This window comes from Nocardia sp. NPDC005998 (assembly GCF_040614395.1).
In the GTDB taxonomy this organism is placed as follows: domain Bacteria; phylum Actinomycetota; class Actinomycetes; order Mycobacteriales; family Mycobacteriaceae; genus Nocardia.
Genome location: NZ_JBEXUI010000004.1, coordinates 326,015 through 348,482, shown reverse-complemented (window position 1 = coordinate 348,482; position 22,468 = coordinate 326,015). Strand labels below are relative to the sequence as shown.

Genomic DNA, 22,468 nt, shown 5'->3' with positions numbered 1-22,468 from the left:
CAGCACACTTTCGTGGGCTATCTTTCCGCAAATATAGCTTTTTGCTGGGCCTATGCCTTAAAACGAGTAAGGGAAGGCGTGATGACAACACGCCGCGGCCTTGGTTACGGCTCAGCAAACGGCTGGCTAGCGCCCAGGGCTCGCCGACCGTCGGTAACACCAGCCCCGGAACAAACCGATTGTTCGGTTAGAGGGAAGACTCGCTCGCTGTGTTCAGCAGATCCGATGCGCTCAACCGACCGACTGGTCCGTGGTGGCTTCTCGGTCGGTTGAGTTACTGCCACGCGCATTTAGCTGACGAATAGCTGTCACCACTACAGCAGCAGCGGTCATAATAACCGACAGCAGTTCCGGCGCGGCGCCGAATCGGGTCGCGAGTGTTGTGGTGCTGCGCAGCGGCAGTTCGGCGACCAGTGCGGCTGGGACGAATTTCGGGGTCTGCTGCTGGACCGCGCCGTCCGCGGTAATGATGGCGCTGACGCCCGAGGTGGCGGCGACCACCAGGGCGCGGCCGTGTTCGACGGCGCGGACCCGGGACATAGCCAGCTGCTGGTAGGTCATCTCGCTGTCGCCGAAGGTGGCGTTATTGGTGGGTACGGTCAGCAATTGCGCGCCCGCACGCATGGAATCACGAAAGGCGCGGTCGAAGGCGACCTCGTAGCAGGTTGCGACGCCGATATCGATGCCGTCCGCGTGGACCGTGCCGTCGCCGTGGCCCGGCACGAAGTATCCTGCGCGGTCGGCGTATTCGGAGAACAGCCGGAAGAACCCGCGCATGGGCAGGTATTCGCCGAACGGCTGGATGATCTTCTTATCGTGGCGCTCTCCCGGCCCGGCCGCACCGTTCCAGACGATCACCGAGTTCGACGTCGTGCGATCGCTGTTCACCAGTACCGCGCCGACGAGTATGGGCGCGCCGATCTGCTCGGCGGCCTCGGTGATCTCGGCGGCCGCGTCGGCATTGCGCAGCGGATCGATATCGGAGGAGTTCTCCGGCCAGATCACCACATCGGGCTTGCGCACCCGGCCCTGCGCGACGTCGCGAGCCAATTCCTCGGTGCGCCGGACATGGTTGTCCAGCACGGCGCGGCGCTGCGCATTGAAATCCAAACCCAGCCGGGGCACGCTGCCCTGGATGGCGGCGACGGTGATCGTGCGGTCGCCCTCCTCTGGGCCGGGCAGCGCCGCCCGGAGGATCAGTGCGGTCATCGGGACAACAACCAGGGTCGCCGCCGCGGCGACAACTCCGAGGCGTGTCGCGGCGGCGGGGCCGGTGAGTTTTCCACCTGTCGTCGACCCGGTCGTCATTCGAGCCCACAGGCGTACGAGCAGAGCCGCCGCTGTAGTTCCGGTGAGCGCCACCGCGAATCCGATGAGCGGCGCACCGCCCACCATGGCGAGCGACAGGTACCACCCGTCGGCCTGCCCGAATGCCAGCCGCCCCCACGGGAATCCGCCGAACGGAAAACTCGACCGCAGCCACTCGGTCGCCGTCCAGGCCAGCGCCACCCACAGCGGCCACCCCCGTAGTGCGGACAGCAAACGAGCCGTGAGCCCGAAAAGTCCTATATATAAGGAACACACCGTCGACAGTGCGAGCCACGGCACCGGCCCCACATAGATCCCGGTCCACGGCAACAGCGGCACGAAGAATCCGAGCCCCGCCAGCATGCCGTATCCGAACCCACTCCGCAGCCGCCCGGCACCACGCACGGTCAGCGTCAATACCGCGATTCCGATCGGCGCCAGGAACCACAGCGGCCGCGGCGGAAAGCTCCCGAAGATCAGCAACCCGGCGATCACCGCCGCCACGGCGCGGCTCAGCACCGGATACCGATCGAGCGCCGCGGCTATCCGGGTAAGCACCGTCGTGGTAGATCCGTCACTCATCGCCGCTCCCCCACCGCACGGCCGAGTATGGCCATTTTCGGCGCTTTCGTCACGAATACGGCCTTGCAGCACCAGGATTGCGGGTGTAGGCCGGGAATCCGGGGTGTTTCAGGCCTCATGGATGGTCACTCCGCGGTGCACGGTGCGCAGGCAGGTGGGCAGCTTCGCCTCGGGGTCGAGCGACGGCAGGCCGGGTACCCGGGAGCGGGGGTCGGTCGACCAGCGTTGGACGGTGTCGGCGGCCGCGGCGACGACGAGGTCGCCGGCGTCCCAGATCGCGTAGGAGGCGGGCGCTCCCGGAACCAGCGTGCCAGCCAGGCCGTCGCGGATACCACCCGCGCGCCAGGCGCCTCGGGTGGCGGCAGCGAAGGCGGCGCGGGGTGAGAGGCCGTGGCCGGGGGTGCGGTGGTTGACCGCGGCGCGGATCGCGGACCAGGGGTCGAGGGCGGTAACGGGGGCATCCGAGCCGATGGCCAGGGCAATACCCGCGGCGGCCATGGCCGCGTAGGGATTCAGGGCGGCGGCGCGCTCGGAGCCCAAGCGGGTGGCGTACATACCGTCCGGACCACCCCAGGTCGCGTCGAAACCCGGTTGGACACTGGCTATTACACCCCAGGCACCGAGTTGGGCGATCTGGTCGGCGTCGATCATCTCCGCATGTTCGACGCGGTGGCCGCGCGCCGCGACGGCCGGGCCGCCGAGTGCGTCGACGACCTGTCCGAAACCGGCGATGACCTGGTCCATCGCGGCATCGCCGATGACGTGGAAGCCAGCCTGGATGCCAGCCTCGGTGCAGGCGCGCAGATGCGCGGCGATCGTATCGGCATCGAGATAGCCCAGGCCGGTTCCAGCGTGGTCGGCGTAGGGCGCGCGCAGCCGCGCACTGCGCGAGCCGATCGACCCGTCGACGAACAGATCGCCACCCAACGCGTGCACCCCGAGTTCGGCGACCAGCGCCCGCGCCTCGTCGGCGGTGCGCACCGCCTCACCCCAATAGGCCCGCACCTCGACGCCGTGCTCGAACTCGAGCAGCTCGCGAATATCGGTGCGGCCGGCGATCTCCGGTCCGCCGCATTCGTGTACCGCGACGACGCCGCGCGCGGCCGCGGCGTCCAGTGCCGCCTTGCGGGCCCGATCCCGTTGTGCGCGATCCAATCCCGCCAGAACTTCGCCGCGCACGAGATGGTGTGCCGCGGCACGCAGCGGCTCACCACGGGTGAACCCGTGCGCAGCGGTGACCGCGGCGTTCAGCAGTGCCGAAGACACCACCGCCGAATGCGCATCCACCCGTGACAGGTACACCTGCCGACCCGGCAGCACCGCCGCATCGATCTCCTCGACCGTCGGCGGCCGCCCCTCCGGCCAACCGGTCTCATCCCAGCCGTCGCCGAGAATCGCACCATCGGGATGGGCCACCGCGTATGCGCGCAACAGCTCCAGGCAGTGCTCGAGCGACCGTGCCGCCGACAGATCGAGTCCCGTCAGCTTCAGCCCCAGCGCGGTCACATGCACGTGCGGATCGACGAACGCGGGCGCGACGAAAGCCCCGGCCAGATCGATGATCTCTGCATCCGGATGCAGCGCGCGTCCCGGTTGTTCGGCACCCAGCCAGACCACCGTGCCGTCGGTCACGGCCATTGCCGTCGCGTCGGGTGAACTCGAACTGTAGAAACGACCGCCGATCAGCAACTGGGTACTCACGAGAGACCAGTCTGCCGTATGGGTGTTTCAGTCCTTCGAGTCGGACAGCCGCGTTATCGGGGATACGTCCGCCGGTTGCGCCAGCACCGCCATGACCTGCGCATATCTCGGCGGTGCTGCGAAGCGATCGGGTGCGGCCCGCATGCCTGCCTCCACCGCGATCAGTTCCAGCCGCAGCGCTGCTGCCGTGAATCCGGAAATCGACTGTCCCGCAGCGGCTGCGGCCTGTCTGACCGCCGCCGCCAGCTCCTCACTCACCGTGACGGTGAGCTCTTCGGTCGCCATCCGGCCACCTTAGTCCTTTGCGGCGTCCTTCGAAATGGCCGTGGCCGTGAAAATTCGCACGGTTTATCGCGCGAAGGTCCCGATCGGCGGGCGAGCGGTTACGGCAGGGCGGGGCGGGTCGACGGGCGCGGGTCGTCGTACCACTCGGTGACCACAACGCCGTCGACCACATCGTCACCGTCGATGATCACGCCGCGATACGGCATCGCCGCGGCCAGACGGCTGAACCGGCGCGCCGCGAACGCGGCGACCAGCGGACGGACCAGGAAGCGGGTCGGCGGCAGCAGCAGAAGCAGTCCGAAGAACGAGGTGACCAGGCCCGGGATGAACATCAGGAATCCGCCAGCGGCGACGAGCGCGCCGTCCGCGACCGCGGTACCCGGATTGATTTCCCCGCGCCCGGCGCGGCGGAACTGTTCGAAGACGCGACGGCCCTGTGAGCCGATGAGCAGCATGCCCGCGGCGGATCCGGCGATCAGCAGCAGGATGGTCGGCATCACACCGATGAGCTGGCCGACAGCGATCAGCGCGGCGATCTCGACGATGACGTAGAGCACGAACAGTACGGCGGGCATGGCGATCCTTTCGGACGATCTACCCGGTTCAACGTCGCGCGGTCCGATTTTTCTCCCGAACCAGCCTGATAGCTCGCTGAGATCTCACCCGCCGGGTCGAACCAGCCCGGTCTCGTACGCCAGCACCACCGCTTGAACCCGGTCGCGCAGACCGAGTTTCGTCAGTACCCGCCCGACGTGCGTCTTGACGGTCGCCTCGGACAGGTACAACTGCTCCGCGATCTCGGCATTGGACCGGCCCGCCGCGATCTGCTCGAGCACCTCGCGCTCGCGCGCGGTCAGTACCTCGAGCACCACTGGATCCCGCATACCGCCGGGATCATCGGCGATGAGCCGGTCCAGCAGTCGCTTGGTCACCTTGGGCGACACCACCGCATCACCACCGGCCACGCTCCGGATCGCCGAGACCAGATCCTCGGGCGGAGTGTCCTTCAGCAGGAATCCGCTCGCCCCCGCCCGGAGCGCGCCGAGCGCGTGCTCGTCGAGGTCGAAGGTCGTCATCACCAGGACCTTGCAGCCGTCGCCCGCCTCGACGATGCGCTGTGTCGCGGCGACACCGTCGACCACCGGCATCCGCACATCCATCAGCACCACATCCGGGCGCAACTCCTTGGCCCGCGTTATGGCGATGGCCCCGTTCTCGGCCTCCCCGATCACTTCGATATCCGGATGCGCGCCGAGCACCATCTTCAATCCCATGCGCATGAGTTCCTGGTCGTCGACAACGAGAACGGTAATCGGCACGTCCCTAATCTATCGGCACCGTCCAGCGCGTTTTCGATACCGTGCGCGCAGCGTCGAAAGAATGCCTCCGCTAACAGCTTTCGTTGCCGCGCTGCAATGGGATGGTCGCGTACACCCGCCATGCGCCGTCGGATGTGCGGCCCGCCTCCAGCGTGCCGCTGAGGACGGCGATGCGCTCGCGCATGCCGACCAACCCCATACCGCCGCCTTCGATCGGGCTCGCGGCCTGCTCCCGCACCGGAATCCCGCCGGTGTCGGTGACCTCGATGACGACATCGGTCGCGCGGCGCTGCACGCGCACCCACGCCTTCGGATGCGAGCCCGCGTGCCGGAGCGTATTGGTCAGCGATTCCTGGACGATGCGGTGCATGCCGAGACTTACCTCGGGGGTGATGTCGTCGAGTTCGCCGGTCATTTCGAGTTCCACGGCCAGGCCGGTGTCGTGCATCATCTCGACCACCTTGGCCAAACCTGCGGTTCCGTGCTGCGGCAGCTGATCGGGGGCGTGTTCGATACGCAGCAGTGCGACGGTCCTGCGCAGTTCGCGCAGTGCCTCCCGGCCGGTGCCCGCGATGGTGGCCAACGCCCGTTCGGCCGCATCCGGATCGCGGCGCAGCGCGTACTTCGCACCGTCGGCCTGGACGATGATCACGCTGACCGCGTGTGCGACGACATCGTGCAGTTCGCGGGCAATGCGGGTGCGCTCGGCGGCCACGGCATCGTGTGCGCGGCGTTCCCGGTCGTAATCGGCGACCGCCAGCCGTGCTGCCACCTCTTGGTCGTAGGCGTGGCGCGCACCGATGAACTCGGCCAGTGTCCAGCACAGTGCGTAGAACATCACGGTGAAGATCAGGTCCGAACCGGATGGCTTGTGCAGCAGCAGAAATGAGATGGTGCTGTCGGCGACCAACCCGAGCACATACAACAGCGCTTCCTTGCGGCCGACGTAGGCGACCAGGGTGTACAGCATGATGCCGAGTCCGAGTAGCGCGATATGGTCGGCCTTGTCCTCGGACGCGTAGCTTACCAGTGCCGAGGCGACCGAGAGCCCGAGCATCGCCGCGGCCATCGCGCGCGGGTACAGCCGCCGAAATGCCACCGGTCCCGGCAGCAGTACACCGATTCCCAGATAGGCCAGCTTGTTATCGGAGTTGCTGACTCCGAGCACCTCGAACAACATGAGCGCGGCGGCCAGGATCGAATCCGCGATGAGGGGCTTGCCGCGAAGCCACAGACTGAACCGACGCACGAATATCAGCCTAGGTGTCACCAGAACCGGCAGCGGCCGCACCCGCCGACGACGCAGAACCCAACCATCTGGTTGGCTGACCGGGTGGATTTCGCAGACTGGGCGGCCTTATTGACGGCCGCGACCGCGGCAGGCTGGGTGGACGCGGTGGTCGGCGGCGGCGGATTGATCATCCTGCCGACACTGTTCCTCGTGGCGCCGGGCATCGCCCCGCAGACGGCGCTGGGTACCAATAAACTCGCCGCGGTGGCCGGTACCACCGCATCGGTCATGACGTTCGCGCGGAAGGTCCCGATGCAATGGCGAACGCTGCTGCCCGCGGCGGCGATCGCGGCGGGCACCGCTGCGATCGGCGCGGCGGCGGTATCGCTCATCGATCGCGACCTGTTCATCCCGATTGTGATGGTGGTGCTGGTCGGGGTTGCCGTCTTCGTCACGCTGCGACCGTCGATCGGCATCACCATGGCAACGCACCCGCCGACGCGACGCAAGGTCGTACTCGTGATCGCCATGGCCGCCGGACTGATCGGCTTCTACGACGGACTGCTCGGCCCTGGCACCGGCACCTTCCTGATCATCACCTTCGCCACCCTGCTCGGCACCGAATTCGTGCGCGCGGCCGCGATGGCGAAGGTGATCAACTGCGGATCCAATTTCGGCGCGCTGATCTTCTTCGGCGTCACCGGTCACATCATGTTCGCCCTCGGCGCGGCCATGGCGGTCGGCAATGTGGCGGGCGCGATTCTGGGCTCGCACATGGCATTACGCAATGGCGCGCAGTTCGTGCGGGTCGTGCTGCTGGTGGTGGTCGTCGGGATGGTGATCCGTTTGGGATGGCAGCAATTCGGCTGACCGGTCAGTGCATGGGTCCGACATGCATCTTGGTACTCGACGCGAGCCAGGGCTGCAGCACCCGCGAGGTGGTTTCGTGGATCTTGCGATGCAGTCGCTCACCGTCCACTCGGGCCACCGGACTCTGGAACAGCACCGTCAGCGCACCGGAAACCGCGCCGACGACGGCACCGACCAGTGCGGCCGCGCCGACCTCGTCCAGTTCCGCCGGAAACGCCACATGCAACTGGCGCGCGATCTCGCGCTGGGCGACCAGCTGTGCATGCGCGGCGCGTCCGCTCACCGCGGGCACGGTGCGCGAAACCTGTGCGCGCAGTGCGGCTAGCCGCGCGTTCAGATCGTCGACCAGGTGTTCGCCCGGATTGTCACCGGCCGCCCGCAGTGCCCGCAATAGCACCTCCACCGGCCGCTCACCGGGCCGACGGCTGGCGATCGCCGCCACCGCGGCGCGCACCCGTTCGTCCTGCTCCGGAAACAGCAACTCTTCCTTGCTGGCGAAGTAGTTGAAGAACGTTCGGGTACCCACCTCCGCGGCGGCGGCGATATCGGCCACCGTGGTCTCCTCATAACCTCTGCCCTCGAAAAGTTCGACGGCTGCTTCGAGGAGGGCGCGGCGGGTACGTTCCCGTTTACGGTCGCGGAGGGCGGATGGCGGCACGCGGGCACAGTACGGCATAACGCGACTTAGGTACGGTAAGCCCGACTTTCGCGCGCGCCGTGCGACCGAACCGTGATCAAATTCGGCTCGCGTCGGGCTGGTCTGCGGCGATATCGCGGCGCGCCGCGTCGATCACCGAGTCCAGTAGGCCGGGAAAGCGGGCGTCGAGATCGTCGCGACGCAACGACTGCAGCGTCTCGCGACCGGACGGTCGCTGCCAGATGATCCCGGCGTCGCGCAGTACCCGGTAGTGATGGGTCAGATTCGACTTGGGCACACCGTCCACGATCGAGCCGCAGGTGTGCTCGCCCCCGTCGGCGAGTACCCGCACGATCTGCAGCCGCAACGGGTTCCCCAGGGCGGCAAAGACATTCGCCAACTGGATCCGATCCCGCTCGGGATGTGCCGTCATCACACGATCAGGATAGCTCGATTGTTGACATACAGTCGAACTGTACGTAAGTATTTGAACAATCCAACTGTATGAGAGGTCGTATCATGCCGAGCAGTTCCCGATTCGACAACAAGGTCGCGCTGATCACCGGCGGTACCAGCGGTATGGGCCTGGCCGCCGCGCGTAGGTTGCTCGACGAGGGCGCGCGGGTGGTCATCACCGGGCGCGATAAGACCCGGCTCGATGCCGCCGTCGAGGAGCTGAACAGCGCTGACCGCGTCCTCGCGGTGCCGGGCGACGCCGCGGATCTGGCCGATCTCGACGCACTGACCGCCGCCATCCAGGACCGATTCGGACGGCTGCACGTGGTTTTCGCCAATGCGGGCATCGGTGCGTTCCAGCCGCTGACCGAGGTCACCGAGACCGAGTTCTACCGCGTCGTCGATATCAACTTCAAAGCCGCGTATTTCACCATCCAGAAGTCCCTCCCGCTGCTGGCCGACGGTGCTGCGATCGTGATCAACGCATCGTTCGCACTGCATCGCGGCGGGCCCGGCGCGGCCCTCTACTCGGCGACCAAGGCGGCCGTGCACAATCTGGCGCGCACGCTGGCGGCCGAACTGGCGCCACGGGGCATCCGGGTCAATTCCGTGAGCCCGGGCTATACCGCGACGCCGGCGTTCTACGCCGAGGCTTCGGCCGAGGTCCAGGCCGCCGCGGTGGCATCGGTGGCCGCGGGCCGCATCGGTACCTCCGATGACGTCGCCGCCGCAGTGGCCTTCCTCGCCTCCCATGAGGCGTCCTACATCAATGGACAGGACCTGCTCGTCGACGGCGGACTCGTCGCCGCCACACCCGCGGCCATGGTGTAAGCCTCGGCGCCGCCGGGCATTTCGTGCGGCGTGGCAGGGATATGGTGTGCGTCAGCGCCCGGGGAGCGGCGCTCGCCCGCCGGACCGACTAGGTTTGGTCGGGTGAGCATCGCGACTTCCAAAGATGTGGACGCCGAGTTCCTTGCGCTACCGCTGCACGCGCTGGCCGACGCCGCCCTGTCCGCGGCGCGCGCGGCGGGTGCCGAGCATGCGGATCTGCGCGTGCATCGGCTGGTCACCCAGTCGATCCGCTTGCGCGACGGCCGGGTCGAGGCGATCAGCAATGCCACCGACCTCGGTTTCGCCGTGCGCGTGATCGTCGACGGCACCTGGGGTTTCGCCTCGCATGCCGCACTCACCCCGGATACCGCCGCCGAGGTGGCGCGCCGGGCGGTCACCGTGGCGACGACCTTGCGCGCCCTCAACCGCGAGCGTGTCGAACTCGCCGACGAACCGCGCTACGACAATGTGCACTGGGTCTCGGCCTACGAGGTGGATCCGTTCGCGGTGCCGACCGCCGACAAGGTCGCACTGCTGCAGGACTATTCGGGCCGCCTGTCCGCCGCCGACGGCGTCGACCATGTGACCGCCTCGGTGCTGCAGGTCAAGGAGCAGACCTTCTACTCCGACACCGCTGGCTCCGTGATCACCCAGCAGCGAGTGCGCCTGCACCCGCAGCTCGAGGCGATCACCGTGGATTCCACGGCGGGCGTTTTCGAGACCATGCGCACCCTGGCCGCCCCGGCCGGACGCGGGTGGGAATACGTCACCGGTGCCGACGGAATCTGGGACTGGAACGAAGAGCTCGCGCAGATCCCCGGGTGGCTCGCGGAGAAGGTGAAGGCACCGAGCGTCGAGGCGGGCCCCACCGATCTGGTGATCGACCCGACCAACCTGTGGCTGACCATCCACGAATCCATCGGCCACGCCACCGAATATGACCGGGCCATCGGCTACGAATCCGCCTATGCGGGTACCTCGTTCGCGACACCGGACAAGCTCGGCACACTCCGGTACGGGACGCCGATCATGCACGTCACCGGTGATCGCACCGAGGTGCACGGTCTGGCCTCGGTCGGCTATGACGACGACGGCGTCGCCGGACAGCGCTGGGATCTGGTGCGCGACGGCGTGCTGGTCGGCTACCAACTCGACCGTGTCTTCGCGCCGCGCTTGGGCCTGACACGCTCCAACGGCTGCTCCTACGCGGACTCCCCGCACCATGTGCCGATCCAACGCATGGCCAATGTCTCATTGCAGCCGGACCCCGAAAACGACACCAGCACAGCCGAACTCATCTCCCGGGTCGACAATGGCATCTACATCGTCGGCGACAAGTCGTGGTCGATCGATATGCAGCGCTACAACTTCCAATTCACCGGCCAGCGGTTCTTCCGGATTCGGAACGGCAAACTCGACGGCCAGCTGCGCGACGTCGCCTACCAGGCGACCACCACCGACTTCTGGGGCGCCATGGAGGCGGTCGGTGGCCCGTCCACCTGGCGTCTCGGCGGCGCATTCAACTGCGGTAAGGCCCAACCCGGCCAGGTCGCGGCGGTCAGCCATGGCTGCCCGTCGGTCCTGGTGCGCGGCATCAACATTCTCAACACCCGGACGGAGGCAGGTCAGTGACGGAGCGCATGATGCCCGCGGGCGCGGTGGTCGAGCAGGCGCTGGCGCTCTCACACGCGGACGAGGCGATGGTGATCATCACCGACGCGCACGAGGCGTCGCTGCGCTGGGCGGGCAACTCGATGACCACCAACGGTTCCTCGATTTCGCGGGAATGGTCGGTCATCTCGATATTCCGGGACGGCCCGAATGCCGCGCGCGTCGGCAGTGTCAGCTCCACCAGCGTCGACCCCGACGATATCGAGGCCGTCGTCCACGCCAGCGAAGCGGCAGCCCGCACCGCCGAACCCGCCAAGGACGCGATGCCGCTCTTGACACCGGATGCCGATGACCTGCCGGGCGGCGACGATACCGCCGATTGGGCCTCCGCGCCGGGCAGCACGGGCATCGAGGTGTTCACCGAGGTGGCGCGCGATCTGGCGGGCGGATTCGATGGCGCCGACCGGCTCTATGGATTCGCCCACCACCAGATGCACACCACCTGGCTCGGCACCTCGACCGGCATTCGCCGCCGGTTCGTCCAGCCCACCGGTTCGGTGGAGATCAATGGAAAGCGCGGCGAGGGTGCGGATCTGGCGAGTGCGTGGGTCGGTGTCGGGACCGCCACCTTCACCGATGTCGATATTCCCGGCCTGCTGAGCGAGCTGTCGCGGCGACTGGACTGGTCCAAACGGCGGGTCGAGTTGCCCGCCGGACGTTACGAAACCCTACTGCCGCCCTCGGCGGTCGCGGATCTGATGATCTACATGGCCTGGAGCATGGAGGGCCGTGGCGCGCACGAGGGACACAGCGCCTTCGCCAAGGCCGGTGGCACCCGAATCGGCGAGCGGCTCAGTGAGATTCCGTTGACGCTCTATTCCGATCCCGCCGCCAGCGGACTCGAGTACCGTCCGTTCGTCGCGACGTCGTCGTCCTCGGAATCACTGTCGGTCTTCGACAATGGCCTGACCGCTCAGCGCGTGGACTGGCTGCGCGATGGCGTCATCGAATCCCTGGTCTACCCGCGCGCCACCGCCGCCGAATTCGGCGCCCCCACTACGGTTCCCGGTGGGAATCTGCTGCTGACCGGCGGCTCCGGCGCGACGCTCGACACCATGATCGGCAATACCGAACGCGGCCTGCTGCTCACCACGCTCTGGTACATCCGCGAGGTCGATCCGGCCACGCTGCTGCTCACCGGCCTCACCCGCGACGGCGTCTACCTCGTGGAGAACGGCGAGGTCACCGCCGCCGTCAACAACTTCCGCTTCAACGAGAGTCCGATCGACATACTGCGCCGCACCACCGAGGCGGGGGCCACCGAAACCACCCTGCCCCGCGAATGGAAGGACTGGTTCACCCGAACTGCTATGCCGCCCTTGCGGATTCCGGACTTCCACATGTCCTCGGTGAGCCAGGCGACCTGATCCGGCCGGTGCCGGGCTCGCTGCGGCGGGCCCGGCGCTCATGATCGAGCGGCGGGGCGATTACGCGCTGGGGGTGATCTCGAGGCCGATGGTGCCGGATTTGCCGCGGCGAATAATGCTCGCGTTCACCAGGATCGGGCCGAGCAGCCAGTACTTCCGCTTGATCAGCTTGCGGACGCGCTGGGTTTCTTCGGCATCGAGCACTCGACCGGTGCCTTCGATGACCTCACCACGCGGCTTACCCGACGGATTGCACGGCTGCAGGGTGACGGCCGGATTGTTGCGCAGCCGCTTGACCTTCCAGCTGTTGGTCTCGGTCCACACGTACAGCTTTCCGTTGTCTTCGGCCGCCCAGACGGCGGTGCCGACCGGCGTGCCGTCCTTGCGGAAGGTCGTCAACAACACGTAATCGGCTTTGCCGACCGCATCCAGCGTGTTCGTCATATGGGCAGCCTATCCGGGATCGGGCCAGCGGGCTCGGCGCGCTCGAGCGCGGACCGCATTGCGCCCGTCAGTCCGACATACGGTATTCGCCTGCTTCCAGGCGTTCGAGCACACCACCGGTCCAGTGCGACAGATTGTCGAATACCCCACTCCACAGCTCGAGCAGATCGGTCGCGTGGGGTGGTTCGTAGCGGCCGGGGAACTTCGGGATCATGGCGAGCAGGTCGTCGCGGACCGCGGCGGCATTGCGGCGTTGTTCACGCAGTTTCTCGATGACGTGCGCGCGCGGCAGGGCATCCATGAACGCGATACCCGCGCCGAGCTCCTCCATATCGACGCTGACCAGCGCCTCATCCATAAGTCTGCGGAACTCGGCTTCCCCGACCTCGGTCAGTTGGAACAGGGTGCGGCCGGGCCCCTCGGTGCTGCCCTCGGTGCCGAACGCACTCAATTTGCCTTCCTGCGTCAACTGCTTGAGCGCGTGGTAGATCGATCCAGGTTTCACATTCGTCCAGGTTTCGGCACGCCAGGACAGCAGTTCGCGGCGCACGGCGTAGCCGTAGGTGGGCTGGTGCAACCGCATCACGCCGAGGACGAGCAGACGCACCGCCGACATTCTGGACTCCCTTTCTCACGGAACGGCCATACTACTCAAATTTGACTTCCGCCGTTTCATCGCTCTAGCCTCTGGTAGTCAAAATTGATTACTGCGATCGGGGTGCGCACTGATGACCGATCTGGCAGTTCCGGTGCTCCGGAGCGGCGATCTGACCGAGACCCTCGACTTCTACCGAACCCTCGGATACAAGGTCACCCATGAACAAACCCGGCCCTACGCCTACGGCGCAGTGGAGGCCAACGGCTGCGCGGTCCATTTCGCCGCCGCGCCCGCTGGCACCGAACTCCCCGCCGAACAGGTCGGCTGCCTGATCATGCTCGACGATGTCGCCGAGCGGCATCGCGCATTCACCGCCGCACTGCGCAAGCGCTACGGGAAGATCCCCGCGAAAGGCTGCCCGCGCATCACCAGATTCCGTCCGGGCCAAAGCCGATTCAGCGTGGTCGACCCGGTCGGCAATACCATCATCTACATCCAGCGCGACGAACCCGAGGAACTCGAATACGGCGGCTCTCGCGCACTCGAGGGGCTGGCACGGGTTGTGGACAATGCGCGCATCCTGCGCGATTTCAAGACCGATCACGCGGCCGCGATCCGGGTGCTCGAGGTCGGCCTCGGCCGGTTCGGCGCGCAGGCATCGACCCTCGACAAGGCTCGAGCGCTGGCGGCACTCGCCGAATTGGCCATTGCCACCGGCGATGCCGAGCGGGCCGCGATGGCACGAGCCGAACTCAGCGCAATAGCGCTGTCGGATACCGAGCGCGCCGCCGTCGCGGCGGACCTGAGCGCCGCGACCGACCTGGCCGATTGGCTGGCCGAAACCGATTGATCAGCAGCCGGTTTCAGCCTGGATCGCACCTTCCGGCGGTCGATCTCACTCGGCCGCGGTAAGGACTTGCGGTCCATCCTCGGTGATCGCGACCGTATGTTCGGAGTGCGCGGTCCGCGAACGGTCGGCTGAGCGAATGGTCCAGCCATCCGGATCTGTGTAGATTCGGTCGGTCGTGCGGGCGAACCAGGGCTCGATGGCAATGGTCAAACCGGGTCGCAGCGGGAATCCGCGACCGGCGCGGCCCACATTGGACACATGCGGATCCTCATGCATCGTGCGCCCGAGTCCGTGCCCACCGAATTCGGTGTTCACCGGATAGCCGTTCGCCCATGCGACCTCCGCGATGGCGGCGGAGATATCGCCCATCCGGTTCCCGGGCAATGCCACCGCGATGGCGGCGGCCAGCGCATCCTCGGTCGCCTTGATCAGTCGCAGATCCTCCGCATCGGCGGTGCCAACGACCATGCTGGTGGCCGAGTCGGCCACCCATCCGTCGATACCGAGTGCCAGGTCCATGGTCAGCAAATCCCCGTCGCGCAGCGCGTAATCGAACGGAAGTCCGTGCAGGACGGCGTCGTTCACCGAAAGGCAAATGGTGTTGCGGAACGGCCCGCGCCCGAAGGACGGCGCGTAGTCCCAGTAGCACGACACCGCACCGCGTTCGCGAATCCGTTCCCGCACATGGGCTTCCAGCTCCAGCAGGTTCACCCCGACTCGGGCCCGCTCACGCACTTCCGCCAGGATCTGGGCGACGAAGCGCCCCGCCACCCGCATGCGTTCGATCTCTGCCGCCGACTTCAACTCCACCATGACCAACCTCCATCTCGGTATTTTTATACCGAGCATAGCGGCACACGGTATAAAAATACCATTCACCCCGCGTGACCAGGCGATGTGTTATGTTCGCGAACGCCAATGAGCACTGGTTTTTCGTTGTTCGCGGCCCATCCGCGGCATGTGTTCCACCGATCGACTGCCCGACAGCGAGCGTAGAGGAGCCACCCATGAGCGAGCGCAGCGAGCGAACCAACAGCCCAACCGCGCGTCGCAAGGCTCTAGCCCTCGCCATCGCACTGACCCTCGCCCTCGTAGCCCCCGCTTGCCGCGGCGATTCCTCGACGACCCAGAACCAGTCGGGCGCCGCATCCGGGCCCGCCCGCAATCCCTATCTGGCCGCTGCGACCTACGGACTCACCCATATCGATCCCGGCCAGTCCGACACCTTCCCGTACCAAACGCCACAGGGCGAGTTCCATGTCGACCCGAAACAACAGGCGCGGGTCACCTCGGGACCGGTCAACATCATGACGCTCGCCGCCACCGAACCGGACTACATGTGGATCTCCTCCACCCAGGGCGTGGTCTACGTCCAGGTCGGCAATGGCATGTTTCGCGAGATCGCCCGCGCCGACGTGCCCGGTATTAAACCGATCGCACCGCAAGCCCTCGACCAGGTACTCAACCAGAATTTCACCGATATCGGCCAGGTGGAGACCGCCGTACACAACGACTGGGGCGTCGACTGGACGCGGCTCACCAATGGCGTCTACAGCCTGGTGGACAAGGACAATCGGGTCTATTACGTCACGCAGAACGCGGAGATCGTCGTCTTCGGCCTGACCAATGCGAACAATCCCCAAGCGGGCGTACGCATTCTGCGCACCCTCGACTTCAAACCGTGGCTCGGCACCGGCGCGGGACTCGGCGGCCTGCCCGAGTCCATCGTCGGACTGAATATGACCTACGACGGCAAGCTCGCGGTGCTCAGCACCCGCGGCCTGTCGATCATCGACCGGAGCCTGCAGGGTGAACCGCAGCAGGTCCACTTCGGCGCCGACGAGGTGGTCTCCAATGCGATGGCGGTGGACGAGAACGGCGGCATCTACGCCGCCTCCGACAAGATCATGCGTAAGGTCGTGTGGACCGGATCCAAACTGTCGGCCGACGCCACCGACGGTGCGTGGGCGGCGCCCTACGATTTCGGACGCCAGCCGCCTGCGGTGAAATTCGGCATCGGCACCGGCTCCACCCCCACGCTCATGGGTTACGGCAAGGACGACCGTCTCGTTGTCATTACCGACGGGGCCGATCGGATGAAGTTGGTCGCGTTCTGGCGCGACGCCATTCCCGAAGGATTCCAACCGAAGCCGGGCACCAAATCCAACCGGATCGCCGATCAGATCCAGGTCACGGCGGGGCTGAATCCGGAGCCCGAATTCATCCAGAGCGAGCAATCGGTCGTCGTGGACGGTTACGGCGCGTTCGTTGTCAACAATGCCCGGCCCGAGGGTGCGCCGGACCGCCTCGTCGATGTGCTCGCCGGTGGGCCTGTCTTCGCGCCCCCATCGGGTATCGAACGGTTCGGATGGGATCCGGCCGACCACCACTGGACCTCGGTGTGGTCGCGCGCCGATGTGGTCGCCACCAGCATGGTGCCCACCGCGAGCACCAAATCCCACGTCGTGTTCGTCAACGGCTACACCAAGGCCGACGGCTGGGAGGTGACCGGACTGGACTGGCAGTCAGGAAAGACGGTGCACCGCACCATCTTCGGGCAGAGCAACCTCGGCAACGGCGCGTACGCGCTGGTCCAGTTCTTCCCGAACGGAGATCTGCTGTTCAACAGTGTCGGCGGGCCGTTCCGGGTGAAGTTCAACAGCTGAGTTTGCGGTATTTCACTACATCCATACAGGTCGGCCGCGCCTCGTTCATGCATCCAGTCTCGGCCGATGCGGATCCCTCGAGCTTCACACGCAGATCCCTACAGCGGGCTTCTCCCCGCGCGTGCGGGGAGCACTCTTGCGTCAGCTGTCAGGCGAGGCGGTCCGGGATGGGAGCGAGGGAGAAGTTGCTCCAGATGTAGTTGTCCATCTGGTGTTGGTCACCGCTGAGGTTGAACACCCGGTCGACCTTGCCGTCGATGTTGAAATGCCAGACCAGCGCCCACATGGTGTCGACTTTGCCGGCACCCTCGGTGGACCAGCCGCGGTGGATGTCGACCACGTATTCGTCGTTGGACTCGAGGAACAGCGGCTCGGCTTGGAACCCAGCCTTGGCCAGTTGAGTGAAGAAAGCGGCGACTTCCTCGACTCCGCGTTTGGTACCGGACAGCGGATGATGCCCGGGAATGGTCCACTCGATGTCATCGGTGAGCACCTCCCGCATTCCATCGAGGTCGTAGGCGGCGTAGGCCGCGAAAAACTTGGTGATCGCCGCGACTTTGTCTGCGCCGGTTGTCATGGTGACTCCTGTTGAGCTGCAATGGTTTACACACCCAGAACGTCGGGAAACCGCCCGGGAATCGAAACCGATTCGGGTGATACCCATGCCCGTGGTGCCGAGAAGGCAGGCTGTTGGCCATTGTTGTGTATATCAGTGCAAGAGCCAGGTGCCAAAGCTGCGGATCAAGATGGCATGGCGATCCAGACCATGGCCGCGACCGCGACGCTCAGCAAGATGGCAGAAACAGGAACCCCAGGCCGTCACCTACACGGTTTCCAGACGTTCGACAAGGTCTGCACGGCGCTTACACCCAGCCTCCGACGATGATCGGGATCCTGTGCGCCCTGAGAGGGGTCACCCATGGAGTGCCGTGGCGATGTCGGCGCGCATTCGCGATTCGATGTGGCGAATCAATTTGGTCAGGTCGGCGCAATACACCGAGGGATTTCGGAAGCCGTCGCCCTCACGGTATCGCGTGACGTAGTGACCACCGCCGCACACGGTGTGTATCGAGCAGGCGCGGCAGGTGTCGCTGAGCGCGTCCACGCCGATCTGGCGCGCCACGATCTCGGGTTCCAGCATGGCCCGGTTGAGCGGATTGCGTTGGCCGGCAGGCAGTTTGGTCGCACCGGAGAAGGTCGCCTTCAAGTCGTCGATCTGCGCCACACTGCCGTCGGTTTCGATCACCGCTATTCGGATCGGCCCGAGGCCCCATACCTCCGATTCCACGGTCCCGCCCAGCAACAGGTCCATGATGTTCTCGAACATTCGGATCCGCGTTTCCAGGTGCGGCGCGCCATACCAGCGGTCGAAGATCGTGATCAGCCAGTCCGCATACGGAGTAACTCCGGGATCGGTGGAAAACCCGGGGGGCGGCGTCGTCCAATTGCCCAGCGGAATCTCGAAATTGACTGCCGGAGGTGCAAACGCGAGCAATCCTTCGTAGGCCTGCAAGGGGTCGTTGTCGAGGTCGATGACGCAGAGCAGACCGTTGAGCAGATGCCGCCGATCGGCGGCCGTCATTTTCTCGAGGGCGGCAGCGACCCGGGAGTAGCTCCCGGCGCCGCGGCGGTCCCGGCGATGGCGGTCGTGACCGTGCTCATCACCGTCGAGACTTACGGTGATGCCGATGTCCCAGTCGTCGCAGATCCTCAGGAACTCGTCGTCGAGCAACACGCCGTTGGTTTGCAGACCGAGCGCGACAGCGGTAAGCGGCTCCAGCGCCGCCCGCGCCTGCGATGCGAAATACTCGAGATCGGCATGGCCCGCCATGAGCGGCTCGCCCCCGAAGAAGACGAGACTCACCGCCGGAGGACTGAACCTGCGCACATGATCGGCGATTGTTCCGAGGGCGTCGTCGAAAACCTCCCGGCGCATCGCCTTCGGCTGCTCCCGCCAACTCTGATCGGCCATTTCGTAGATGTAGCAGTAATCGCACGCCAGATTGCATCGACTGTGAATCTTGAGGAGAAATTCCGTAAACGGAAGGGGCTCGAATCCGTTGCGCTGCAACGCGGCCACGTCGAGTCCCGTTTCGGGCCATGACTTGCGCACTGCGGGCAGCCCCAGTGCCACCGATGTCGGTTCCATTGTCTGTTCTCGATTCCTGGTTTCAGATATCGGTGCGTGGACGGTCGGACAACCACCGCACCAGCTCGACCACGTCGGTCTCGGTGCCATCGGACAGCAGCCGCTGATACAGGCGAGCCGCCACCTCTGCCCGATCGTTGAGAACGCTGAAGTTGTTGTCGGGGAACAGTTCCGGCAGGCTCAAGGCCAGACCGGCCCAGAGCTGCGGGAGCAGCGGGTCCGCGCGCAACTCCAGGGCGTACAACTCGACGGCCTCGGCCGACTCGCCGGCCAGGTAGGCGCGAGTGCCGCGGGGCAGATCAGCGGGTGCAACGCTCGAAGCGGCGGCCTGGTCGTGCAATCTCAGCCGCACCGGAATATGCAGATCGCGGTAGCGATCCGGGATCGTCTCCTGATCCACATACCGTACGGACGGCAGTATGGCGGGAGGTGCCGCTCGAGCGACCCACAGCTCTGCCAGCTCGGCAAGCTCAGCGTCGTCGGACCTACGATTGCGCACCTGCCAAGAAGTGCGATGTGCTACCAGAATCTCGGCCACCGCGTCGCGCGCGTCCGCCGGCACGTCCTCGTCGGCCCATGGCCGGACGCCTGCGGTCAGCGCGCTCATGAACTCCTCGCCACGCTCGGTCAGCAGGCCCGAACCCGATGCCTCCACCATCGCGGTCGCCAGTTGTGAACGCCAGCGTTCGAATTCGATGTGCGCACCCATCGACCGGTGGCAGTCGGCGTGCCGGTGTACCCGCCAGAAGTCGGTGACCCCGAAGAAGGCGTAGATCCCGTGCATCAGACCGAGGATCGGCCGTGGATCATCACGCCACGGCGCGTAGAAGCGACACGTCGGGTCGGGATCCACTATCAGCACCTGATCGGCGAGCATGGCGAGTTTGCTGTGCTGGATCTCGTGGATCAGCGACCCCGCCATTTCACAAGAGTCCTTCGGGGCCGTGGTGTACACACAACCGGTCCCGCTGAACGCGGTGTGGCCGATGGTCGCCGCCACCGGTCGCGCGGTGAGCGGCGTCAGTAGCCGCAGGCAGGCACGCATCGGCGTCAGATAGCCGGGGAAGTCTCGGCGCAGCAGCTGCCAGGCCTGCGCGAAATCCTCTCGCCAAGTGCCGAATTCGTCGGCTGTGAGCCGCGGTGCCGTACCCGAGGGCAGGTCGCGGAACGGATCGAGATCATCGAGGACGACCTCCGGTTCGCCGTTCCCGCCGTGCACCCGCCGCAGCGGCAGCCACGCCGGGTCGGACTCGTCCGCCAGCGACGCCACGCGGATCGGGGCACTGCCCTCAGCGACGATGCGTATCGCGCCATCCACCCAGGTCAGCTCGCAGTGGCCGTAGTCGCCCGCGGATCCGACCCGCGCCATCCCGATCCCGGGCAGCATGACTTCGCCGTTGCGTACGACAATCCGCATCGATCCACTGGGCAGATTGGTGACCACGGCGGCCGCCGCCAACCAGCCGAGGTAGCCGCAGTCGGCCCACAACGGAGTTGGTTCCCGATCGTCCGAGGCGTTGCGCACGCGGTGAAGCACGCGGCCGAGCCACACTCCGGTGTGCGGGTAGACCAGCAGTGCCTCGACCGCGGCCGGGTGTGACTCCTCCAGCTCGGTCAGGACCCGATAGGCATCGGAAAGCCCGGCGGCGGCGTCGATTTCCGGGTGGTGAGCGGTGACTTCGGTGATGAGCGCGCGGAGCAGCACGAGTCGCACGGTCAGCATGTCCGAAGTCATCCGGACGACAGCGGACTCCGTGCCGTAACCAGTGAACAGCTCAGCCGCTGCATCGTCGATACCGATGGTCGGGGCGGACATGGTTGCACTCCTGTCGTCAGTGATGGCGGCGGCAAGGTCGGTGCGGACCTGTGCTCCGATGTGGTGGATCAGCTTCGTCAGATCGGCGCAATACACTGAGGGATTGCGGAAACCGTTGTCGGCGCGATACCGGTGCACGTAATGCCCTCCGCCGCAGACGCTCTGGACAGAGCATGCCCGGCAGGTTTCGCTCAGGGCATCCGCGCCGATCTGACGAGCGACGATCGAGGGTTCCAGCAGTGCGAGGTCAAGCGGATTGCCCACGTTCGAGGTGCGCAACTTGGTGGCCCCCGCGAAGGCCGATTTCAACTCGTCGACCTGCTCCAGAGTGCCGTCGGTTTCGATCACGGCCAGCCGAATGGGGGCCAGCCCGAGTAATTCCGATGTCACGGAGCCACCCAGCAGCAGGTCGATGATGTCATCGAAGATCCTGACCCGGGTCTCCAGCTCCGGCGCCCGGAACCAGCGATCGAACACCGGGATGAGCCAGTCGGCGTAGGGGGTAGCGGTGTGGTCGGCGGTCGACGCCGGTGGTGGCGTCATCCAATTGCCGTGCGGAAGTAGAAAATCGACCGCCGGGGGCCGAAAGGCCAGCAGTGCTTCGTAGGTCCGCACCGGGTCGTTGGCCACATCGATGGTGCAGAGCAGGCCGGCGAACAGGTGCCGGCTCTCCTCCGTCGTCAGTTGCATGATCCCGGCCGCGACACGCGTGTAGCTCCCGGCGCCCCGCCGATCGCGGCGATGCCTGTCGTTGCCGCTCTCGTCGCCGTCGAGGCTGACTCCGACGCGAACATTCCAGCGCGCGCAGATGCGCAAGAACTCCGGGTCGAGCAGCACGCCATTGGTCTGCACGCCCAGCTGCACCTCGGTGATCGGCTCCAGCGATTCGCGCGCCGACCGGGCGAAGTATTCGAGATCGCGATGTCCGACCAGCAGCGGTTCGCCACCGTGGAACACAAGGTCCACCGCGGGCACCTGGAAGCGGCGAGCATGATCGGCGATCATCCGGAGGGCGTCGTCGAAAACCCTGCGGCTCATGGTCTTCGGCTGATCGCGCCAGCTTTGATCGGCCATCTCGTAGACGTAGCAGTAGTCGCAGGCCAGGTTGCAACGGCTGTGGATCTTGACAACGAATTCCGTGAACGGCAGCGGCTCCCAGCCGCTGCGGCGCAGCCCGTCGACATCCAATCCATGTGCGGGCCAAGACGTTTGCACCACGGGAACGCCCAACGGCACCGGGTCGGACTCCATACTTGCTCCCTCGAGCTGCGGGAACAGCCACGGGCGCGCTGCTACCGAGTCGCCCGTGGCTGCGTGATCACTTGGTGGGGTTGATGAACGACTTGAACCCGCCAGCCCTGTCCTGCGAACCCTTGGCGTAGCGCTCGAGGGCGGCTCGCATGGCCGGAGTGCAGTGGGTGACCAACTCGTCCGTGTTGAGTGCGGCGAGTTCATCGAGTCTTCCCATTTACGGGACCTCCTTTTCTGCATTCCCGTACCGGCGCGGCAAATTGCCAGGCGTTGCAAGAATTGATCGGCTCGACAATGCCGACAAGCGAAACGGGATATCTATCAATGGGCGACCGGTTGTCGTCCCGAGAGTGATCGTAATCGCACGAAACGTGCGATCGCCCACATCTATTCCCGTTGTTGGGAAGGGCATCTCGTACTTGTGCAACAGCTACAC

The 22,468-nt window shown here is 66.0% G+C and carries 21 protein-coding genes; 6 read left to right on the top strand and 15 right to left on the bottom strand.

What is annotated here, in order from left to right; translation table 11 throughout:
• Positions 1 to 231: 231 nt before the first annotated feature.
• From lnt to ABZ293_RS09985, 6 genes are all read right to left on the bottom strand, one after another.
• Entirely contained in the window at positions 232 to 1,890 is a 1,659-nt protein-coding gene (gene lnt / locus ABZ293_RS10010) for an apolipoprotein N-acyltransferase (protein WP_355179103.1), read from the bottom strand.
• A gap of 108 nt (positions 1,891 to 1,998) precedes the next feature.
• Positions 1,999 to 3,591, bottom strand: coding sequence for an amidohydrolase family protein (locus ABZ293_RS10005; protein ID WP_355179102.1), 1,593 nt, complete (start codon positions 3,589 to 3,591; stop codon positions 1,999 to 2,001).
• A gap of 27 nt (positions 3,592 to 3,618) precedes the next feature.
• Positions 3,619 to 3,876, bottom strand: a complete 258-nt coding sequence (locus tag ABZ293_RS10000; RefSeq protein ID WP_355179100.1) for a hypothetical protein — start codon at positions 3,874 to 3,876, stop codon at positions 3,619 to 3,621.
• A gap of 98 nt (positions 3,877 to 3,974) precedes the next feature.
• A complete protein-coding gene (locus ABZ293_RS09995; protein ID WP_354957223.1) occupies positions 3,975 to 4,451 on the bottom strand; it encodes an FxsA family protein in 477 nt (158 codons plus the stop codon).
• Between the two features lie 84 nt (positions 4,452 to 4,535).
• Entirely contained in the window at positions 4,536 to 5,195 is a 660-nt protein-coding gene (locus ABZ293_RS09990) for a response regulator transcription factor (RefSeq protein WP_354957222.1), read from the bottom strand.
• 70 nt (positions 5,196 to 5,265) lie between these two features.
• Positions 5,266 to 6,444, bottom strand: coding sequence for a histidine kinase (locus ABZ293_RS09985; protein ID WP_355179098.1), 1,179 nt, complete (start codon positions 6,442 to 6,444; stop codon positions 5,266 to 5,268).
• Between the two features lie 84 nt (positions 6,445 to 6,528).
• Here ABZ293_RS09985 and ABZ293_RS09980 point away from each other — a divergent pair, with 84 nt between their 5' ends.
• A complete protein-coding gene (locus tag ABZ293_RS09980; protein ID WP_355179096.1) occupies positions 6,529 to 7,296 on the top strand; it encodes a TSUP family transporter in 768 nt (255 codons plus the stop codon).
• 4 nt (positions 7,297 to 7,300) lie between these two features.
• On the opposite strand, the gene ABZ293_RS09975 is transcribed toward ABZ293_RS09980, so the two are convergent.
• Positions 7,301 to 7,954 (bottom strand): helix-turn-helix domain-containing protein, encoded by a 654-nt coding sequence (locus ABZ293_RS09975; RefSeq protein ID WP_355179094.1) that lies wholly within the window; start codon positions 7,952 to 7,954, stop codon positions 7,301 to 7,303.
• 76 nt (positions 7,955 to 8,030) lie between these two features.
• Entirely contained in the window at positions 8,031 to 8,366 is a 336-nt protein-coding gene (locus ABZ293_RS09970; RefSeq protein ID WP_355179092.1) for a helix-turn-helix transcriptional regulator, read from the bottom strand.
• Between the two features lie 86 nt (positions 8,367 to 8,452).
• Between ABZ293_RS09970 and ABZ293_RS09965 the strand changes: the two genes are divergently transcribed.
• The 3 genes from ABZ293_RS09965 (at position 8,453) to ABZ293_RS09955 (ending at position 12,258) form a co-directional block, all read left to right on the top strand.
• Positions 8,453 to 9,220, top strand: coding sequence for a glucose 1-dehydrogenase (locus ABZ293_RS09965; protein WP_355179090.1), 768 nt, complete (start codon positions 8,453 to 8,455; stop codon positions 9,218 to 9,220).
• Positions 9,221 to 9,322: 102 nt separating this feature from the next.
• On the top strand, positions 9,323 to 10,852 hold the full coding sequence (locus tag ABZ293_RS09960; protein ID WP_355179088.1) for a TldD/PmbA family protein: 1,530 nt from the start codon (positions 9,323 to 9,325) through the stop codon (positions 10,850 to 10,852).
• Between the two features lie 8 nt (positions 10,853 to 10,860).
• Entirely contained in the window at positions 10,861 to 12,258 is a 1,398-nt protein-coding gene (locus tag ABZ293_RS09955; protein ID WP_355179131.1) for a metallopeptidase TldD-related protein, read from the top strand.
• A gap of 60 nt (positions 12,259 to 12,318) precedes the next feature.
• Here ABZ293_RS09955 and ABZ293_RS09950 read toward each other — a convergent pair whose 3' ends face one another.
• A complete protein-coding gene (locus tag ABZ293_RS09950; RefSeq protein WP_354957215.1) occupies positions 12,319 to 12,702 on the bottom strand; it encodes a PPOX class F420-dependent oxidoreductase in 384 nt (127 codons plus the stop codon).
• A gap of 67 nt (positions 12,703 to 12,769) precedes the next feature.
• On the bottom strand, positions 12,770 to 13,318 hold the full coding sequence (locus ABZ293_RS09945; protein WP_355179086.1) for a helix-turn-helix transcriptional regulator: 549 nt from the start codon (positions 13,316 to 13,318) through the stop codon (positions 12,770 to 12,772).
• 112 nt (positions 13,319 to 13,430) lie between these two features.
• Between ABZ293_RS09945 and ABZ293_RS09940 the strand changes: the two genes are divergently transcribed.
• Positions 13,431 to 14,150 carry a glyoxalase gene (locus ABZ293_RS09940; RefSeq protein ID WP_355179084.1) on the top strand — a complete coding sequence of 240 codons (720 nt, stop codon included), beginning with the start codon at positions 13,431 to 13,433 and terminating at the stop codon, positions 14,148 to 14,150.
• A 45-nt stretch (positions 14,151 to 14,195) separates the two neighbouring features.
• Here the strand turns inward: ABZ293_RS09940 and map are convergent, their stop codons facing one another.
• Positions 14,196 to 14,963 (bottom strand): type I methionyl aminopeptidase, encoded by a 768-nt coding sequence (gene map / locus ABZ293_RS09935; protein WP_355179082.1) that lies wholly within the window; start codon positions 14,961 to 14,963, stop codon positions 14,196 to 14,198.
• A gap of 194 nt (positions 14,964 to 15,157) precedes the next feature.
• Here map and ABZ293_RS09930 point away from each other — a divergent pair, with 194 nt between their 5' ends.
• A complete protein-coding gene (locus ABZ293_RS09930) occupies positions 15,158 to 16,816 on the top strand; it encodes a hypothetical protein (protein WP_355179080.1) in 1,659 nt (552 codons plus the stop codon).
• Positions 16,817 to 16,964: 148 nt separating this feature from the next.
• Here ABZ293_RS09930 and ABZ293_RS09925 read toward each other — a convergent pair whose 3' ends face one another.
• The 4 genes from ABZ293_RS09925 to ABZ293_RS09910 all read right to left on the bottom strand — a co-directional run bounded on the left by ABZ293_RS09925 (position 16,965) and on the right by ABZ293_RS09910 (position 22,249).
• Positions 16,965 to 17,393, bottom strand: coding sequence for a nuclear transport factor 2 family protein (locus ABZ293_RS09925; protein ID WP_355179078.1), 429 nt, complete (start codon positions 17,391 to 17,393; stop codon positions 16,965 to 16,967).
• Between the two features lie 336 nt (positions 17,394 to 17,729).
• Positions 17,730 to 18,965, bottom strand: a complete 1,236-nt coding sequence (locus tag ABZ293_RS09920; protein WP_355179076.1) for an FxsB family cyclophane-forming radical SAM/SPASM peptide maturase — start codon at positions 18,963 to 18,965, stop codon at positions 17,730 to 17,732.
• 22 nt (positions 18,966 to 18,987) lie between these two features.
• Positions 18,988 to 22,032, bottom strand: coding sequence for an FxsB family cyclophane-forming radical SAM/SPASM peptide maturase (locus ABZ293_RS09915; RefSeq protein WP_355179074.1), 3,045 nt, complete (start codon positions 22,030 to 22,032; stop codon positions 18,988 to 18,990).
• Between the two features lie 67 nt (positions 22,033 to 22,099).
• Positions 22,100 to 22,249, bottom strand: coding sequence for a hypothetical protein (locus ABZ293_RS09910; protein ID WP_355179072.1), 150 nt, complete (start codon positions 22,247 to 22,249; stop codon positions 22,100 to 22,102).
• Positions 22,250 to 22,468 lie beyond the last annotated feature (219 nt).

What these genes read in the sequence shown, in the direction of transcription:
- lnt (WP_355179103.1), bottom strand. Translation starts at nt 1,890, where the DNA reads ATGAGTGACGGATCTACCACGACGGTGCTTACCCGGATAGCCGCGGCG.
- ABZ293_RS10000 (WP_355179100.1), bottom strand. Translation starts at nt 3,876, where the DNA reads ATGGCGACCGAAGAGCTCACCGTCACGGTGAGTGAGGAGCTGGCGGCG.
- ABZ293_RS09995 (WP_354957223.1), bottom strand. Translation starts at nt 4,451, where the DNA reads ATGCCCGCCGTACTGTTCGTGCTCTACGTCATCGTCGAGATCGCCGCG.
- ABZ293_RS09970 (WP_355179092.1), bottom strand. Translation starts at nt 8,366, where the DNA reads ATGACGGCACATCCCGAGCGGGATCGGATCCAGTTGGCGAATGTCTTT.
- ABZ293_RS09965 (WP_355179090.1), top strand. Translation starts at nt 8,453, where the DNA reads ATGCCGAGCAGTTCCCGATTCGACAACAAGGTCGCGCTGATCACCGGC.
- ABZ293_RS09955 (WP_355179131.1), top strand. Translation starts at nt 10,861, where the DNA reads ATGATGCCCGCGGGCGCGGTGGTCGAGCAGGCGCTGGCGCTCTCACAC.
- ABZ293_RS09950 (WP_354957215.1), bottom strand. Translation starts at nt 12,702, where the DNA reads ATGACGAACACGCTGGATGCGGTCGGCAAAGCCGATTACGTGTTGTTG.
- ABZ293_RS09945 (WP_355179086.1), bottom strand. Translation starts at nt 13,318, where the DNA reads ATGTCGGCGGTGCGTCTGCTCGTCCTCGGCGTGATGCGGTTGCACCAG.
- ABZ293_RS09940 (WP_355179084.1), top strand. Translation starts at nt 13,431, where the DNA reads ATGACCGATCTGGCAGTTCCGGTGCTCCGGAGCGGCGATCTGACCGAG.
- map (WP_355179082.1), bottom strand. Translation starts at nt 14,963, where the DNA reads ATGGTGGAGTTGAAGTCGGCGGCAGAGATCGAACGCATGCGGGTGGCG.
- ABZ293_RS09930 (WP_355179080.1), top strand. Translation starts at nt 15,158, where the DNA reads ATGAGCGAGCGCAGCGAGCGAACCAACAGCCCAACCGCGCGTCGCAAG.
- ABZ293_RS09925 (WP_355179078.1), bottom strand. Translation starts at nt 17,393, where the DNA reads ATGACAACCGGCGCAGACAAAGTCGCGGCGATCACCAAGTTTTTCGCG.
- ABZ293_RS09920 (WP_355179076.1), bottom strand. Translation starts at nt 18,965, where the DNA reads ATGGAACCGACATCGGTGGCACTGGGGCTGCCCGCAGTGCGCAAGTCA.
- ABZ293_RS09915 (WP_355179074.1), bottom strand. Translation starts at nt 22,032, where the DNA reads ATGGAGTCCGACCCGGTGCCGTTGGGCGTTCCCGTGGTGCAAACGTCT.
- ABZ293_RS09910 (WP_355179072.1), bottom strand. Translation starts at nt 22,249, where the DNA reads ATGGGAAGACTCGATGAACTCGCCGCACTCAACACGGACGAGTTGGTC.